Source organism: Hahella ganghwensis DSM 17046, assembly GCF_000376785.1.
GTDB lineage: Bacteria > Pseudomonadota > Gammaproteobacteria > Pseudomonadales > Oleiphilaceae > Hahella > Hahella ganghwensis.
In genome coordinates this window covers 84,692-101,440 of record NZ_AQXX01000122.1, presented here as the reverse complement: position 1 = coordinate 101,440, position 16,749 = coordinate 84,692, and the positions used below count along the sequence as shown (strand labels likewise).

The window sequence follows — 16,749 nt, the reverse complement described above, 5'->3', positions numbered from 1 at the left end:
GGCGAATCCTACAAGGAGAAGAAAACTATGATGTTCGCAAAATAGCAGCATAAAAAGAGCGGGACTTATACGCACGCCAAACCAGGTTGCAAAGTATGATGACATAACCGGTTTCCGGCCCTCTGCAGAGCCTGAAGGGACAAAGGTCAAACACCGAGTGGGTGAAAAGGCGTAGAGGGGCGGATCTCATCATGGTCAGGCGCAAAATTGCGCCATACAAAGACCGGATATATGTACGCGACCGGCAATCGTCATTGTCCTTGAAATCGGGGAGGCATCCATATATGTCCTTTTTCTGTTGTATGTAGATGTCATTTCCTCGGTTTTTCGTGATCTCAATGAACCACTTAGGATGCATTTCATCAAAGTCCGTCCGAATGTTTGATGGCAGGTAACTTGCTGAATCCAAAACAAACTCTTGGCCATCTATACGTTTGAAAACAACCCAATGCCAGAAATTTTTGCCGCTTTCCTGATGGTGCTTGATGGAAAGTAGAGCCAGATCAGGCAGACTGCCCCATGATTCAAAAGTAATCTCATCGGGAGAAGTCTCGACTCCTGCACTGGACAACATCTCCCTGACATATTGGGTATCGGACCAAAGCGATTTATCTTCGGCATAGATACCCATATCGTTCGCTACGGCCTTCATTTCCGAATAGGCTTTGCCCAGTACATTGGCTACCGATGCAATTCCGCAGCCTGTAGTTTCTTCCTGTATTACGGGCTTTAGCACCGCTTCCTCCTTATTACATAACGCTTTTTGTAAAAGCGTGCTACGCCTGAGCGCCCTTTTGACAAATTAGTAACATGCTGATGACATAGTCGCCCGCCTTTACTCTAATCTCTTTGCCGCCAAACTTTGCATCTTCCCATTTTTCACGATCATCATAACCCAGCTCGCACATGAGTCGATAATTGTAGTCATCTGCGGTATCTTCAAGACAGCACGAGCACGGTTTAGTACACCTGATCTCGCTGCAGTCATGCGCAGAATGGAGCAGAGGCTTTATAGCCGGTTCAACGCTTTGTTATGCCGCAGAATTAGATAGAGCCCAAAGCATAATTTCAGCTCTGCTCTTTCTTGCGCTAATTCAGGACATCCATAAACCCAATTTTGGAGTTTACTACCCTGCTCCTTCTGTGTGTCTATTTTCTTTCCATCAATGGCCCCTCAGAAGGCGGCAATGTTAGCCGCCTCCATTCCCTCTAACTCAGCCCTGTTTCTTGTAAATCAACGTATTATTATCTTCATCACACTCGTCCACTCGCCGGGAATAATCCACGGTTACGTGGAGTTCGGCATCCGGATCAAACACCCAGTATCCTAGCCGGAACTTGATTCCCATTGTGGCACCTGGGGCCAGCACACCAACTCCCTGAGTGTCTGAGGCGCCGGTACCGGGATCAACCAGTCGGGCATCCGTTGCCACAGCAGTGCTGGAGTTTCCAACATTGGCCACGATGACTTTGATGACTGATTCACCCGTTGTGGAATCCCAAACAGGATCGTAAATCTGCTGTACCACCAGATCCGGGCCGCTGCAGCCATTGACGCACAAGCAGTAATAGCGTTCGCTGACCACGACCTGTTCATTGGGTGTCCCCATAAAGCACGCGGTCTTGTCATCAAACTGATTACCGTATAGCCAGACATCTCTGTCATTGGGCGAAGGTTGGATCAGGTTATTCGATTTACAGACATAGGTGCGTTCAAATTCATCGTAAGGAGATCTTTCACTCTCGGCACGACCACCGGTCCAGGCACGGCAGGTTCTGGGACAGGTTAAAGGTCCGGTGAGTTGAAAGTAGTTGGGGTACCAACCGACTTTATAGTTGACGGATACATTGTCGGGTATGGGATCAGCAAATACGTTGAATGCGGTTATGACGAGAGCTATTGAGACATAGCGAAGAATTTTCATGGCTTCCCTCCATTTAACTTCCTGGTGTGATAACAGCCTCCTGCCCGGGACTTATGGTTCCATGCCCAGGTCCATTAGTGATAGACCAGCAGGAGATGCTTTTCAATGGAAATTGCTGTAAAGGAATTTATTAAGCTAAAGCGATGATGAGTTACTTCTTTTGGCAATATGTTCTATCTCTCAGTTTAAGCTCACCAGGATTTGAAGATTCCCGCATTTTCTACTGAAAGTGCTACAATTAGCAGTTCAAAGTATTCTTATGGTTTGCGAAGATTGCCAGGTTCTAGTCCGGCCGCGAACCATCGCTATCCTCTATCAGGAGCAATCATTAGATGTACAAACACAAAATGGAATTTAAGTTCCTTGCCCTCGCAGCCCTGTTTGCCTCCAATGCAACAATGGCAGCCGAATGCTTCCAGCCCTCCCCTTACCTGCAAAAGGAAGGTGATGCCTATTATGAGTTTGACCAGACTCATGAGTGGGAAGCCAAACAGCAGAAGTTCGTTGACGTGCATTACAAGGAACTGCCAGGCGACTGGAAAGGAAGCCTGACTGAATATGACTGTTTCGGCACTGACAATAATCCTCGCAAGAAAATCAAGGAAGCCAAGGTCGATGTCAGCTTGAGCGAAGGTGCCAACAATATGTTGCGCATTGACGTGAAAAAAGAATTCAAGGTCGAACGCACAATAAGGTCGGAAACCTACCATGCCTTTGATTCAAGGTACATGTACGGTGGTGAAGCGACTGAGGCACTACTGGAAGGTTCTGACCGCTTCAGACGTAAAAATGCCAACAGTGGTAGCCGGCTGGTTGAATACGTCCACACCTTCACTCGTTCAGGTGACAGTCTTACTTTAACCCAGCACATGTATGTGAATGGACATCTGGCACGGGAAGAAAGTTATCAGTTGAAGCGGGACTGATTCAGGCCTGCTTTGATTCGCCTTTAATCGACACAAAAAAGGTGCTTATCCAAGCACCTTTTTTTATTTGCACAAGCTATCGTTATGCTACCTAAAGCTCAATAATCGCAGCACAAGAAATCAATCGCTGAAAACGACAGTCCGGTTTCCGTGCAGGAATACCCGTTTTTCTGTGTGGTAACGTATGGCTCTGGCAAGTGTCTGACTTTCGATGTCCTGACCTTTTGCCACCAGATCCTCTGGATAGTGATTATGGTCAACCGCCTGCACGCCCTGAGTAATGATAGGGCCTTCATCCAAATCATCATTCACGTAGTGAGCCGTTGCCCCAACAAGCTTGACACCTTTATCCCAGGCTTGGTGGTATGGCTTGGCACCTTTAAACCCAGGTAACAGAGAGTGATGAATGTTGATCGCCCATCCATCCAGCTTCTTGGAGAGATCCGAGGACAAAACCTGCATATACCGAGCCAGAATGACCAACTCACAGTCATACTCATTGATCAATTTCCAGACTTCCGCTTCCTGCTCGGCTTTGGTATCAGGTGTGATCGGTAGATGGTGATAGGGAATGCCATGCCAGTCTGCCAGATGCTTCAAATCAGGATGGTTCGAAATGATGACCGGAATATCGATCGCGAGTTCACCCGTGCGGTACCGGTATAGTAGATCGTTAAGGCAGTGGTCGTACTTGGAAACCATGACTGCCACCCGGGTTTTATGGCCCGGCTCAGTCAATTCCCAGTTCATCTCAAACTGGGGAGTGCGTTCAGCAAACAGATCCCTGAACCTTTGTAGAGAGGTGTCGCCGGAAAGCGGCCTAAACTCCACCCGAATACAAAAACTCTCTGTGGCCCTGTCGTCAAAAGAATTCATGGCCACAATATAATTTTCTGTTTCTGCGAGGGTCCGCGTCACAACATCAACTGTGCCCAACCTGCTGGGACACTGCGCAGTCAGAATCCAAAGTTTTTCTTTCCCTTTATTTGTCACAACTGAGTTTGACATAACGGCTCTCTACCACTCTATGTAATTAAAGACAACAGTCCACACTTTCGTCCCTAACCGTTCCATTTGACATTTCAGCTTGTATTTTCTGACATTTCAGTTGATTGGAAATGTCAGAAAATACAGGCGCAGATGCCGGAAGTACGACGGGTAACCAGTTGATTACCCGTCGCAGATTAGCCTTCACAGATACTCTTTTACTGAGTACCCGTCACAAATTGTCAGAGATCAGGCGAGATTATCAGCCACCTGAAATCCGTATTCCGACGCGGCATCTTCCAGCCAACGCCATGCGTAGTCAGCAAAGCTACGACGAATCACCAGATCCCAGGTTTCCTTGTCTTTACGACGAATGACAGCCTGTGTTTTCCCGAACAATGTGGTGACAACTTTTCCAACGGGAAAATGAGTCTCATGGAAGTCATAGGGCGAGCTCTTTTTGAGCACGTTGACGGCGTTAGCCCCCGTCAGTCTCACTACCGTCTGTCCACCGCTGACATTGACCACTGAGTAATGCCCTTTGAGGCTGTTCCGCAGCGCGGTCTCTACCGCGAATGCTTCGTCCAAAGGACAAATCACCAGCCATTCGTCCGGTGCCAGCCAACTGATGGAGAGACTGTCGCTTTCTGCACTCTGCAGCGTATCTGTCAATCCCAATCCAAGAGCCACTTCGACTCCCTTCCGGAAGTCGCTGTTGTCAGCATCGCCGCGAATGACCAAATGTCCTTTCAGGCCCAGCTCACCTGCGTACACGGTAGGCACATTGGAGCCCTGACTGCGAGCCCCCAACTTTAAATGGTGCATCGGGCTCTCAGTTGGCATGGGCTGAACCGGATTTTGATCCATCACCGCAATGAGAGCTTCCTCGTTTTTGGTAGGTTCCAGCACTTCAGACATTTTGACGCTCCCCTTTTGGATCCAGGAATATTGGACTGCAGATTTCAGCTTCAATGACACTGCCATCCGCCTGAGGATAATAAACGGTATCCCCCATGCGATTGTGGCCGTTACGAATCATCCCCATGGCGATACCATGACCCAGACAAGCACTGTAGTAACTGGACGTGACGTGCCCCAGCATGGTCATCGGAATTGGCTGATTGGGATTATCCACAGCCTGAGACCCTTCAGGAATCACTTTACTCGGATCTTTGGGTTTCAATCCGACCAGTTGCTTCCTGTTTTCTTTTACACAGTCTTCCCGCTTCATACCGCGTTTTCCGATAAAGCTGAAAGGCTTGTTCTCTGAGACACACCAGCTCATGCCCAGGTCATATGGATGAACGGAACCATCCGTATCCTGACCGGCAATGATGAAGCCTTTTTCTGCCCGCAGAACGTGCATGGTCTCTGTACCATAGGGCGTCAGATTGTACTTGGCGCCGTGCTCGAACAGTTTTTTCCAGACATGCATGCCGTAATGAGCCGGTACGTTGATCTCAAAAGAGAGTTCTCCAGTAAATGAGATCCGGAATACTCTTGCCGGTACTCCCGCCACGGTTCCCTGACGCCAGTCCATGAATTTAAAGTTGTCTTTGTCCAGATCTATATCGTCAGTCAGTTCGGCCAGTAGCTTACGGCTGTTTGGACCGGCAATGCTCATGGTCGCCCAATGATCGGTCACCGAGGTCATGTAGACTTCCAGTTCCGGCCATTCTGTCTGGTGATAAAGCTCCAACCACTCCAAGACTCTTGCCGCACCACCGGAAGTGGTGGTCATCAGGAAGTGATTTTCCCCCAGACAGGAAGTTACCCCGTCATCGAAGACCATACCGTCTTCACCACACATCAGACCATAGCGGCATTTCCCTACAGCCAGTTTGGCCCATGCATTGGTATAGACACGACTGATGAACTCTCTGGCGTCTTTCCCCTGGATGTCAATTTTCCCCAGGGTGGAAGCATCAAGAATACCGACACTTTCCCGAGTTGCCCGACATTCACGGTTCAGCGCATCCTGCATGGTTTCACCCGGTTTGGGGTAATACCAGGGACGCTTCCATTGACCGACATCTTCAAATTTTGCCCCGTTTTCTACGTGCCACTCATGCATGGCGGTATAGCGTTTCGGGTCAAACAAATCCCGGCAATGACGGCCGGCAATCGCACCGAATGTCACTGGGGTGTAGTTAGGACGGAATACGGTGGTTCCTGTCTCAGGAATGGTCTTGTTCAACGATTTCGCTGTAATCGCCATACCATTGATATTGCCCATTTTACCCTGATCAGTACCAAAGCCCATGGCGGTATAGCGTTTTACGTGTTCGATGGATTCAAAACCTTCACGGGTCGCTAATTCAATCCCCGCCGCAGTAACATCGTTCTGATAATCCACAAACTGCTTCGGCGCCCGACTGGTCGGTTTGCTGTGCGGCACATAGAACATTGCCATACGCTCGCCTTCGACAAGCTCCTCAACTTTGGGAACAGTCACATTCAGGCTGTCTGTGGCATGGCCGGCATTTGTCGCTGCCAACAGACCGATATCCAAACCTTCCTTTAAACACTCAGACAGGCTGTAGCTGCCACTGACGGCACCGGCAATTAACTGCTGTTGAACCGTCTCGCCAGGCACAAAACCATGGATATCGCCACGCCATACCGGACGGCTTCCGGTGTGACAGGACAAATGAACCACCGGGCTCCAACCACCTGAGCTGGCAATGGTGTCGCAGGACAGAACAGTGCCATCGCCGGTAACGCGGTCACCGTCGGCACTGATAGGTGCAATCATCGCCCCGTTGACTCGCTTGCCGCCTTCAGCCTGAATAACCGCTGACCCGGTCATCACTTTGATTCCGCGATTCTTCGCTTCCTCTACATACTGTCCGGTAGGATTCTGGCGACTGTCCACGATTGCAATAACCTTGCGCCCGGTATCCTGCCAGTCAAATGCTGTGCGATAGGCGTAGTCATTAGAAGTCATCAGTACCAGGTTATTCCCTGGAATCACACCATATTGACGAATATAGGTGGAGACCGCTGAAGCCAGCATGCAACCGGGAATATCATTATTGGCGAATACCAGTGGACGCTCATGAGCCCCCGTGGCCAGAACGACCCATTTGGCACGAACTCGATGCATACGCTGACGAGCTTTACCTTCCGGCGCTTTATCCGAAATATGGTCTGCCAGACGCTCGTGAATGGTCACAAAATTATGATCATGGTAGCCATTTACGGTAGACCTTGGCAGCAACAATACATTGTCATTCTGGGCAAGTTCCTCTACCGCTTTTTTCACCCATAAATGCGCCGGGTCACCGTCGATCAACTCACGACTGGATAGCAAGGAACCACCGAATTCAGCATTTTCGTCTGCCAGGATGACCCTTGCACCGGCACGTGCAGCAGACAGTGCTGCCGACAGGCCCGCTGGTCCGGCACCAACCACCAGTACTTCGGTGTGCTGGTTCATGTGGTCGTATATATCCGGATCATTTTCCCGAGGTGAACGCCCGAACCCTGCTGCTTTACGGATAAATTTCTCATACAGCTCCCAGAATGATTCGGGGAACATAAAGGTTTTGTAGTAGAAACCGGGAGGCAGCATGCGACCAAAGAACTGGCCAATCAGCCCCATCGCGTCGAAATCCACACTCGGCCAGCCGCTGGTTGAGCGGCAGTGCAACCCCTGGTAAAGCTCTTGCTGAGTCGCACGGACGTTAGGAATCTGTGTCGCCTCTGTGGCACCCAACTGCATAATGGCGTTAGGCTCATCCGCACCGGCGGACATAATCCCCCGGGGACGACCATATTTGAAGCTGCGACCAATCACATCAACGCCGTTGGCGATTAACGCGGAGGCCAGCGTATCCCCCTGGAAGCCTTGATAAGGCTGACCGTTATAGAAGAAGGTCAGCGGTTTGTTCCGGTCGATGCGCCCACCGGATTTGAGACGGTTTTTCTGTGTTGCCATGTTCGCCTCGCTTAAGCCTGTTTAGCAGCAGTTTGATTCTGAGCGGTGATGGTTGGACGCTCTCCCATTTTGTAGACCTCTTTAATTTCGTAGGTCTGGGTATCCCGGGTGACGTTAAAAAATTTACGGCAACCTACGGCATGCACCCACATTTCGTGATGCAGACCTCTCGGGTTTTTACGGAAGTAGAGATACTCACCCCACTCCTTATCGGTACAGCTGTCAGGGTCAGCCGGGCGTTCAATATGTGCCTGACCCTTGGCGTGAAACTCTTCTTCTTCCCGATGCTCTTTGCAATACGGACAATAGATGTAAAACATGCTGCTTCCCCTTAAACGCCAGCGGCTTCAGTCCTGCTGTCTATTTTATTAGTAGATAGTCGGGTTTGAGTCATTAGTGCGCGACACCTGCTGCACCATGTTCGTCAACCAACGCACCGTCATGGAAACGGAACATGGTGAAAGGTTTGGCCAGTTCATGTGCCTCACCTTTTGCCAATGTCGCTGCGAATACATGACCTGATCCCGGCGTAGCCTTGAAACCACCCGTTCCCCATCCGCAGTTGAAGAACAGGTTTTCCACCGGCGTAGCGGAAATAATCGGGCACGCATCCGGACAGGTATCCACAATCCCGCCCCACTGACGGTTCATACGCACACGACTGAAAATCGGGAACAGCTCAACAATCGCCTGCAATGTGTGCTCGATGGTTGGATAAGAACCACGCTGACCATAACCGTTATAGCCGTCGATACCGGCACCGATAACCAAATCGCCCTTGTCCGACTGGGAAATATAACCATGCACATGGTTGGACATGACAACTGTATCCAGGATCGGTTTGATCGGCTCTGATACCAGGGCCTGCAATGGATGCGACTCTATCGGCAGTTCAAATCCGGCCATATTGGCCATGACACCGGAATTCCCCGCTACGACACAGCCGATACGATCGGCCATGATAGAGCCGTGCTGTTTCGTTTCAACGCCGACAGCCGCACCGTCTTCGGTAATAATATCGACAACTTCACATTGCTGAATGAGATCGACCCCCATGCTGTCAGCAGCACGTGCATAACCCCATGCAACCGCATCGTGACGCGCTACACCCGCTCTTGGCTGCCAGGAGGCACCGAGAACCGGATACCGGGTATTCGCGGAGCAATCCATGATCGGTACGATCTCCTGTACCTGCCTGGCGTCCAGTACCTCACCATCGATACCATTGAGACGGTTGGCGTTGACCCGACGCTGAATATCGCGCATATCCTGCAGAGTATGCCCAAGGTTCAATACACCACGCTGAGAAAACATCACATTGTAGTTAAGGTCCTGTGATAACCCTTCCCACAGCTTCATGGCGTGCTCATATAGATGCGCCGCTTCATCCCAAAGATAGTTGGAACGCACGATGGTGGTATTCCGAGCGGTGTTTCCTCCCCCCAGATAACCTTTCTCAACAACAGCGATATTGGTGATGTTATGCACTTTGGCCAGATAATAAGCCGTGGCCAGACCATGACCTCCACCGCCCACGATCACGATGTCATATTTCTTTTTAGGTTTAGGATTACGCCAGACCCGCTGCCAGTTTTCGTGATAACTCAGGGCGTGTTTCAACAGCCCGAAACCAGAATATTTTTGCATTATTTGATCCTCTTATTGGAATCTGACGTCCCCGAAAACACCGAACCTGCCTGCCGCTTGAGTGTGCGGATGGGCAGGCAGCAACGGTGCCCGAATAAATCTTTTAACACATCCGACCGATCAACATTCAATAACATTGACTGCCAACCCGCCGCGAGATGTTTCCTTGTACTTGTCCAGCATATCCAAGCCGGTATCCCGCATGGTTTTGATCACCTTATCCAGGGACACAAAATGCTCGCCGTTGCCCCGCATCGCCATGACCGCCGCATTGATGGCTTTCATGGCGGCCATGGCATTACGTTCAATACAGGGGACCTGAACCAGTCCGCCGATCGGATCACAGGTCAGTCCCAAGTGATGTTCCATACCGATTTCAGCCGCATTTTCCACTTGTTCAGGGCTTCCTCCGGTAGCTTCTGCCAACCCAGCAGCAGCCATGGCACAGGCTGAGCCCACCTCCCCCTGGCAACCGACTTCAGCGCCGGAAATCGACGCATTCTCCTTAAACAGGATGCCAATAGCGGCGGCGGTCAGCAGAAATCGGACCACTCCCTCTTCATCGGAGTTGGGACAAAAATGCGTGTAACAGTGCAAAACAGCAGGAATAATGCCCGCTGCACCATTGGTTGGGGCCGTCACCATACGACCACCAGCAGCATTTTCTTCATTGACTGCCAGTGCATAGAGATTTACCCAGTCCATGGCACCCAATGAGGGAGAAATCATATCCATACGGGTCTTGTTTTTCAGGTCACGAAACAATGCCGCTGCACGTCTTTTAACCTTCAAACCACCTGGAAGAATGCCTTCGTTGCGAATGCCGTTCTGCACACACTCCTTCATGACACCCCAGATCTGCAGAATACCGTCGCGAATTTCTTCTTCACTACGCCAGACTTTTTCATTCTCCAGCATAATGTCTGAAATCGACATCTGGTTTTCCTGACAAAGCCGTAGCAACTCTGCACCGGATTTAAAGGGGTATGGTAGTTTCGTCGTATCCTCAACGATTCTGTCAGCGCCTGCTGCCTTGTCATCAACGACAAAGCCGCCTCCCACAGAATAGTAGGTTTTTTCGCTGACAATGCGGTCTTCTGAATCAAACGCACTGAAAATCATGCCGTTTGGATGAAAAGGCAGCGTTTCCTTGCGGTGATAAATCAAATCGTCAGGCTCGTTGAACCTCACCTCGTGAGCACCCAGGAGGTTGAGTCTGCCCGAGGAGACAATTTCATCCATGCGAGGATTCACGATCGTTGGATCGATCTGCTCAGGAACATGCCCTTCCAGACCCAGGACGACAGCCGGTCCGGTGCCATGACCTTTTCCGGTTGCTCCCAGAGAACCGAATAGTTGTGAACGCACCCGACTCACTTGTGCCAGCAGATTATCTTCCTGCAGGCCGGTTACAAACATCTGCGCCGCTTTCATTGGACCGACGGTATGCGAGCTGGAAGGGCCAATACCGATCTTCAGCATGTCAAACAGGCTTATCGCCATGACTCCTCCCTAATACTGCTTGGAAATACCGGTCAGAACACTGACCGGCAATACTAATATGAATACCACTGCTTTATTCACTTCCGAAACGCTTTAGCGATAGGCCGGATAGTCAGCGCAATAGCCGTGAACTTTTTCTTTTACCGCAGCAATGGTTTCTTCAACGTCCCCTGATTGCATGGCATCCAGGATGTCGGAGATCCAGCTCGCCAGCTCTGCACACTGAGCTTCTTTCATCCCCCTGGTGGTAATTACCGGGGAGCCAATTCTCAGACCGGAAGTGACAAAAGGCGTTTGCGGATCGTTGGGTACGGCGTTTTTGTTTACCGTAATGCTCGCCCGACCCAAGGCCGCATCTGCATCCTTACCGGTCAGCCCTTGTTTCACCAGGCTCAACAGGAACAGGTGATTATCGGTACCTCCGGAAACAACATCGTAACCTCGTTGAATAAACACTTCGGCCATCGCCTGCGCGTTTTTCACCACTTGTTCCTGGTAGGCTTTGAATTCCGGTTCCAGAGCTTCTTTAAAGCTGACTGCTTTTGCGGCAATCACGTGCATCAGAGGACCGCCCTGACCACCAGGGAATACCGCTGAATTCAGCTTTTTCTCCAGATCAGGATCAGACTTCGCCAGGATCAAACCACCGCGCGGACCACGCAGAGTTTTATGGGTGGTCGTAGTGACCACATGAGCATGTGGGACAGGGTTCGGATAAACTCCCGCGGCCACCAGTCCGGCAACGTGAGCCATATCCACAAACAAGTAAGCACCCACCGAGTCAGCGATCTCACGGAACTTCGCCCAATCTACAACTCGTGAGTAGGCGGAAAAACCGGCAACAATCATCTTGGGTTTGTGCTCATTGGCAAGCGCTTGTACCTGGGCGTAATCAATTTCACCGGTATTTTCATCCAGGCCGTATTGAATCGCATTATAGATCTTACCGGAGAAGTTCACGTGGGAGCCGTGAGTCAGGTGCCCGCCGTGAGCCAGGCTCATCCCCAGGACAGTTTCACCGGGCTTCACCAGCGCCATGTATACTGCCGCGTTGGCCTGTGAGCCGGAATGAGGCTGAACATTCGCATAGTCCGCACCAAACAGCTCTTTGGCGCGATCAATCGCCAGTTGTTCTACCTTGTCGACGTATTCACAACCGCCGTAGTAGCGCTTTTCAGGATAACCTTCAGCATATTTGTTGGTCAGGCAGGAACCCTGGGCTTCCATTACTCTGGTGCTGGTGTAGTTCTCAGAAGCAATCAGTTCAATATGATCCTCCTGACGAGCCTCCTCTTCCTGCATGGCTTCCCACAAGGCTTCATCGTAACTGGCAATTTTATCTTGTTTTGAAAACATATCTGCGATTCCTCGACCACGTGCTGACCCGGCTCTCTTTCGATCTCTCGACCTTCCGATTCTCACTGAAATCTCTCGATTCCGGTAAAACCCAGGCAATCATTGATTTTCGGAGATGGTAATCCGTGCCCCCTACCCCCGTGTGCTTACCCACGACACACATATGATGATTTGCGACAGCGGAAATGGCGCAATCAGACAACCTTCAGATTCGCTTGAAAACAAGGCGAATCACAAGGAAAGAACAGGGGTAAAGCGTCGGTCCTGACTGTTTATTTGAAAAGCCCTGCACTATCCTTCAATCTATGGGTCCGTTGGCGCTCCATGAAGAAACAGAATAGGCCTGACAACAGGCTGACCTGACAGAGCAAATATCAACCTCCCGTGATTGCACGCAGTCGTCAATAAAGTATGGAATAGCCTAGATTTATCAATGATTTGCAAACCAAAGTTAAACCTTTTTAAAGGAATAATTGGATCTCTTCTGCTTATCGCACTTCTTAACTCTACCGTGCAGGCTGAGGACCAGATGGAGATGAAATATCTCGTAGTGGAAGATCTTGCCACCCCGTTCCAGATCGCGACTGCCGGTACTCATCAGGGAGGAATCATCACTGACATTGTCATGGAAATTTTTAAAGGGACACATATCCAGGTTAAGCCGATCACCTTTCCTGTGAAACGATTGCACCGGTATGTACGCAGCGGAGAACCGGGAGACTGGATCGCCTACGACGCAAAAGTGTGGAACACTCTGGAAGATGTCGGAGAGTTTATTGATGTCCCGCTCTTCACCGTCAGACACAGTTTTCTCACCTGTGCACCTCCGCCAACATCTTTTGATGAAGCGGCCACACTCACCGGAGCACAGATAGCGATACTGGGTAATTTCAACTACCCGGAGCTTGAGGCACTATCTTCCAGGGATCTGCTGACACTGGTCCCGGTAGAAAACTACCTGCGCGGCTTCAATCTTGCCATCAATAACCGGGTATCCGGCTTTGTCGAAATGGAAATACGCCTGAAATACAACCTTAAGAAACTTGAAAAGCAATCAGACTGCCTGACATTTGTCGATTTCAGTCCGGTCATTCCACCATATGACATATTTCTGGTCATGAGTAACTCGGCAAGCCAGGACACTCGCGAATTTGTCAGCAACAAGGTTCGCAGAATGCGGAATTCTGGGGTTATTGACAGAATACTTGGAAAGTACCGGATTGAGAGGAATGATATCCCCCCCTCTAACTAGTATCCGCAGGCAAACAGATCAGGCGTATTGAACGTTTTCAATCCAATCCTTAAGTGTCGGCATTTACGGTATCACCAACATTTCCTGTTTCCCCCAGGCTACGGACGATGTCTTCCACGAGCTTTTCTCTTTCACGTGTAAAGAATTCCTCATCCTGAGTCAGGATAGACGACCATTTTGGGTGCTGTCTGGCCGTGTGCATCCAGTTTTTCCAGTTTGCCGGAAGCTTTTTATCCGATACGGCAGCGACATTGATTCCCGATTCAGAGGCATGACCACGATGCTCAAGCGCTTTCAGCAGGACGACCTGGCGAAACCAAAGCACTTTCAGTGTGTTTTCATCCACACAGATAAACTGGTTACCGGTAAATTTTGAGGTAATTTCATCCCGATAGCGTCGTCCCGCCGTCCAGACAAACCCCGCCGCAGCTCCAAGCGCTGCTGCCGCCCCAAGAGTCAGCCCTCCGGTCATGGCATCGATCCCGACACCAACGGCAGCCCCTTTGGCAGCATTGCTACCGGCATCAAGACCAAACTCCTTCAAGTTTACCGGATCAAATAAATCTAACTCCCATTTTCCATTGGTAATCGGCAAATCTTCATTTTTAACGTCCTTTTCGTCGAACCCGAAAATATTCAACATGGTCCGGATGGACTGTTCTTCCGCCCGACGAATCAACCGATGAAAGCTATCTTTGTTCTCCCAGCTCTCTTTGGTCTCCAAGCTATCTCTGACTTCATTACTGGCCTGTTTTGAAGGCAGCCCCTGTCGGTAGGCAGTCACGTTGACCATCAATTCCGCTATGGCCCGCTGAGCCGCCCTGATTTGCTCATTCCACTGCCGTTGCCTTGAATCAATCAACCGCTGAATCAAGTCATGATAAGACGCCATCAGAGCCTGCATCTTCTGATACAGACGTTTCTCATCCTCAAAATTGAAGATCACCGTATCAAACTCGACAACAGCATGTAGCCCAAGGTCGGCAAGGCTGTGCTTCCAGGCATCCACCTGGGACAGGTCATCCTGAATAAAATTCAGTACAGGAATCACCGGCTTCGCAGCCATGGCAATAATTTTCAGCTCGTCCCTGTACTTACCCAACACAGGCTCGCGACAATCAATCACATAAAATATAAGGTCATCTTCGAGCAATTGCCGGATAACTTTTGCCTCTTGGTCGAACTCCGTATCCTCTGGTAACTGCTCCAGGAATAGCTGCAACCGCCTTCTGCCTTCCTCAAAGTCGATGTTTTCAATCGCCTCAAGCAGCCCGATAGAATCCTCCAGGCCTGGCGTATCATAAAGTTTTAGCGCCACTTCCCCCTGGATCAGCAAGGAACCGCCTTCCACGTGACGGGTCGTACCGGGGCTGATGGCCACCTGACCAAACCCCGCGTCTCTTAACAATGTGCGCATCATAGATGTTTTACCGGCGTTGGTATGCCCGACCACCGCCACGGAAATCGCTCTACTATCCATTTCCGCCACCTGATCAGGTTCCATTACCAGCCACCAGATTACCTTTTCTTTCCGCGCCGGGTTTCTGTGGTTGATATTGCATTCTGGCGATTGCCTCCGCCCCTATCCCGACTTTAACGGCAAGTTGATACCAGTCACTCTGACGGGAAATAGAGGAGGATGTTGCCGTTAACCCATCATGTGCATCCTGCGGGGAACCAGCCTCGCTAAGTGCAATGTATAGATCACCTTTAGCGTTTTGCCTGATCGCCCCCAGCAATCGCTCAAGTCCGCGATCAGGAGATCGATTCAAGGGAATGACCGCCACCACCGGCTTCTTGCCAGAAGACGCCAAACGTTGAATTAGTGCCTGCTGACTGGCTCTGTCTTCCACCTTTCCAAGATCATCTCGATGCGGGATGCCGGTCGGTGGCCATGGTTGATCCTGGTTAAGCTCAATACCGACATACAGGGCCTCGGCCGGTAACCGGATATCGGTCCAGGCAGATGTAACCTGGCCTTTCTCAGGCTTTTTCCTGAGATCTGGATCTACCACACCGAACTGACTGGTGGCAGGCATAAGCCTCTGCCTCAAATTGACATAATAGGGACTGGCCAGATCCAGTTTGTAACGATTTTGACCTCGCCGCACCATAGTATGGCTAAGCAATAATAGTAAGGCTCTCGGCAACAACCCATAGACCATCATTGATCCTATCAGAAGACTCGCCCAGACCTGCCTGAGCGATTCACCATTGGCCGGGTCAAACTTATCCAATTGACTAATGACAATCTGTTCAGCGGTCGGAACCTCAAAGCCAGCCCAGGATGGAACGACAGAGAGCCACTGGGTAAGAAACGAAAATGTCTCCGTACTCAGAATGGTCGTTTCCCACACAAAATTGAACTGTCTGGTAGAAAGCATGAGCAAGATGGTGACAAAACCACCGGTCAAATAGGACAACCAGAAACTGTGAGTCATCCGACTAAGCCACCAGCGTCCTATAGCACCAGAGAGCAACGTACTGAAAACGCCCTGGGCAGCTGACTTGATGATGTAATTGCCTGGCAGATAACGGGTTACCAGCTTTTGAATCCAGAGACCCGGTCCAGAGATGCCGGTGCCGGAAAACGTTGCCCCGATCATTGACATGATCCATAGCAACAAAGCAATCAAATTGAACCCCAGTAACACAGTGATCAGCCAATAAAAATTCACGACCCCCACCTGAGACTGCTGGAATGCCTGCATGGAGGCGCCTGACCCGAGAATAAAGAACAGCAGGGCGACACCGCCCGAGGTCAGACGGAAACGGCTGAGAATCTTCTGGACAACCGGCTCCAGATCATGCTCTTTGGCCAACCTCTGAGCCCTCAGCAGCACCTTCTCTAAAATCGAACACTCCTGTTTGGCCAGGTTTACTTCTATCGCTTCACTACCACTGAGTGACTGGTCCGATTCCAGCTTATGCAGAACTTCGGAGTAAAGTTGTTGTTTAAACTTTTTATTCATGAATTAACTTACGACCTGATCCCTTTAGGGGACCGGCGCCGTATAAATCGTTTTTTGCGGACTGAAGGAAGCGGATAATCTCATGATCGTTATGCCAAGGGAAGGTTCATGTCCAAGCTTTAAAACCCCAGAGCATCATTTTACCAGTTTGGAAGCGCGTTAAGGTGTCAGGCAGATACAGCCTCATGGACTCTTATCGAGCATCCGTTTCCACCCTGTGTTCTGCGTCAGGATGCTGGTA

At 50.3% G+C, this 16,749-nt stretch carries 12 protein-coding genes and 1 pseudogene; 2 read left to right on the top strand and 11 right to left on the bottom strand.

Annotated elements, in window-relative coordinates:
* Positions 1–331: 331 nt before the first annotated feature.
* Positions 332–736 (bottom strand): annotated as a pseudogene (locus tag F566_RS38365) (hypothetical protein); the annotation flags it as partial.
* A gap of 478 nt (positions 737–1,214) precedes the next feature.
* Complete coding sequence (locus F566_RS0117000) at positions 1,215–1,925, bottom strand: CARDB domain-containing protein (RefSeq protein ID WP_020408219.1); 711 nt, start codon at positions 1,923–1,925, stop codon at positions 1,215–1,217.
* 332 nt (positions 1,926–2,257) lie between these two features.
* Here F566_RS0117000 and F566_RS0116995 point away from each other — a divergent pair, with 332 nt between their 5' ends.
* Positions 2,258–2,851 carry a hypothetical protein gene (locus F566_RS0116995; protein WP_020408218.1) on the top strand — a complete coding sequence of 198 codons (594 nt, stop codon included), beginning with the start codon at positions 2,258–2,260 and terminating at the stop codon, positions 2,849–2,851.
* Between the two features lie 120 nt (positions 2,852–2,971).
* On the opposite strand, the gene purU is transcribed toward F566_RS0116995, so the two are convergent.
* The 7 genes from purU to glyA form a co-directional block, all read right to left on the bottom strand.
* Positions 2,972–3,859 (bottom strand): formyltetrahydrofolate deformylase, encoded by an 888-nt coding sequence (gene purU, locus F566_RS0116990; RefSeq protein WP_020408217.1) that lies wholly within the window; start codon positions 3,857–3,859, stop codon positions 2,972–2,974.
* 228 nt (positions 3,860–4,087) lie between these two features.
* A complete protein-coding gene (locus tag F566_RS0116985; RefSeq protein ID WP_020408216.1) occupies positions 4,088–4,756 on the bottom strand; it encodes a sarcosine oxidase subunit gamma in 669 nt (222 codons plus the stop codon).
* Entirely contained in the window at positions 4,749–7,778 is a 3,030-nt protein-coding gene (locus F566_RS0116980) for a sarcosine oxidase subunit alpha (RefSeq protein WP_020408215.1), read from the bottom strand. The genes F566_RS0116985 and F566_RS0116980 overlap by 8 nt, the downstream gene beginning before the upstream one ends.
* 11 nt (positions 7,779–7,789) lie before the next feature.
* Complete coding sequence (locus F566_RS0116975) at positions 7,790–8,098, bottom strand: sarcosine oxidase subunit delta (RefSeq protein ID WP_020408214.1); 309 nt, start codon at positions 8,096–8,098, stop codon at positions 7,790–7,792.
* 73 nt (positions 8,099–8,171) lie between these two features.
* Positions 8,172–9,425 carry a sarcosine oxidase subunit beta family protein gene (locus tag F566_RS0116970; RefSeq protein ID WP_020408213.1) on the bottom strand — a complete coding sequence of 418 codons (1,254 nt, stop codon included), beginning with the start codon at positions 9,423–9,425 and terminating at the stop codon, positions 8,172–8,174.
* Positions 9,426–9,545: 120 nt separating this feature from the next.
* The gene (locus F566_RS0116965; RefSeq protein ID WP_020408212.1) at positions 9,546–10,928 is read right to left on the bottom strand and encodes an L-serine ammonia-lyase; all 1,383 of its coding nucleotides are present in this window, start codon (positions 10,926–10,928) and stop codon (positions 9,546–9,548) included.
* A 93-nt stretch (positions 10,929–11,021) separates the two neighbouring features.
* Complete coding sequence (gene glyA / locus F566_RS0116960; RefSeq protein ID WP_020408211.1) at positions 11,022–12,284, bottom strand: serine hydroxymethyltransferase; 1,263 nt, start codon at positions 12,282–12,284, stop codon at positions 11,022–11,024.
* Between the two features lie 535 nt (positions 12,285–12,819).
* On the opposite strand from glyA, the gene F566_RS0116955 reads away from it, so the two are divergent.
* Positions 12,820–13,536: a type 2 periplasmic-binding domain-containing protein gene (locus tag F566_RS0116955; RefSeq protein ID WP_157496836.1), complete on the top strand. Its 717-nt coding sequence runs from the start codon at positions 12,820–12,822 to the stop codon at positions 13,534–13,536.
* Between the two features lie 49 nt (positions 13,537–13,585).
* Here F566_RS0116955 and F566_RS33200 read toward each other — a convergent pair whose 3' ends face one another.
* Positions 13,586–15,040 (bottom strand): DUF3482 domain-containing protein, encoded by a 1,455-nt coding sequence (locus F566_RS33200; RefSeq protein ID WP_020408209.1) that lies wholly within the window; start codon positions 15,038–15,040, stop codon positions 13,586–13,588.
* On the bottom strand, positions 15,030–16,508 hold the full coding sequence (locus tag F566_RS0116945) for a DUF2868 domain-containing protein (RefSeq protein ID WP_020408208.1): 1,479 nt from the start codon (positions 16,506–16,508) through the stop codon (positions 15,030–15,032). The genes F566_RS33200 and F566_RS0116945 overlap by 11 nt, the downstream gene beginning before the upstream one ends.
* Positions 16,509–16,749: the final 241 nt, after the last annotated feature.

Excerpts from the sequence above, each read along its gene's own strand:
- F566_RS0116955 (WP_157496836.1), top strand. The coding sequence starts at position 12,820 with ATGAAATATCTCGTAGTGGAAGATCTTGCCACCCCGTTCCAGATCGCG.
- F566_RS33200 (WP_020408209.1), bottom strand. The coding sequence starts at position 15,040 with ATGGAACCTGATCAGGTGGCGGAAATGGATAGTAGAGCGATTTCCGTG.
- F566_RS0116945 (WP_020408208.1), bottom strand. The coding sequence starts at position 16,508 with ATGAATAAAAAGTTTAAACAACAACTTTACTCCGAAGTTCTGCATAAG.
- F566_RS0116985 (WP_020408216.1), bottom strand. The coding sequence starts at position 4,756 with ATGTCTGAAGTGCTGGAACCTACCAAAAACGAGGAAGCTCTCATTGCG.
- F566_RS0116995 (WP_020408218.1), top strand. The coding sequence starts at position 2,258 with ATGTACAAACACAAAATGGAATTTAAGTTCCTTGCCCTCGCAGCCCTG.
- F566_RS0116980 (WP_020408215.1), bottom strand. The coding sequence starts at position 7,778 with ATGGCAACACAGAAAAACCGTCTCAAATCCGGTGGGCGCATCGACCGG.
- purU (WP_020408217.1), bottom strand. The coding sequence starts at position 3,859 with ATGTCAAACTCAGTTGTGACAAATAAAGGGAAAGAAAAACTTTGGATT.
- F566_RS0116975 (WP_020408214.1), bottom strand. The coding sequence starts at position 8,098 with ATGTTTTACATCTATTGTCCGTATTGCAAAGAGCATCGGGAAGAAGAA.
- F566_RS0117000 (WP_020408219.1), bottom strand. The coding sequence starts at position 1,925 with ATGAAAATTCTTCGCTATGTCTCAATAGCTCTCGTCATAACCGCATTC.
- glyA (WP_020408211.1), bottom strand. The coding sequence starts at position 12,284 with ATGTTTTCAAAACAAGATAAAATTGCCAGTTACGATGAAGCCTTGTGG.
- F566_RS0116965 (WP_020408212.1), bottom strand. The coding sequence starts at position 10,928 with ATGGCGATAAGCCTGTTTGACATGCTGAAGATCGGTATTGGCCCTTCC.
- F566_RS0116970 (WP_020408213.1), bottom strand. The coding sequence starts at position 9,425 with ATGCAAAAATATTCTGGTTTCGGGCTGTTGAAACACGCCCTGAGTTAT.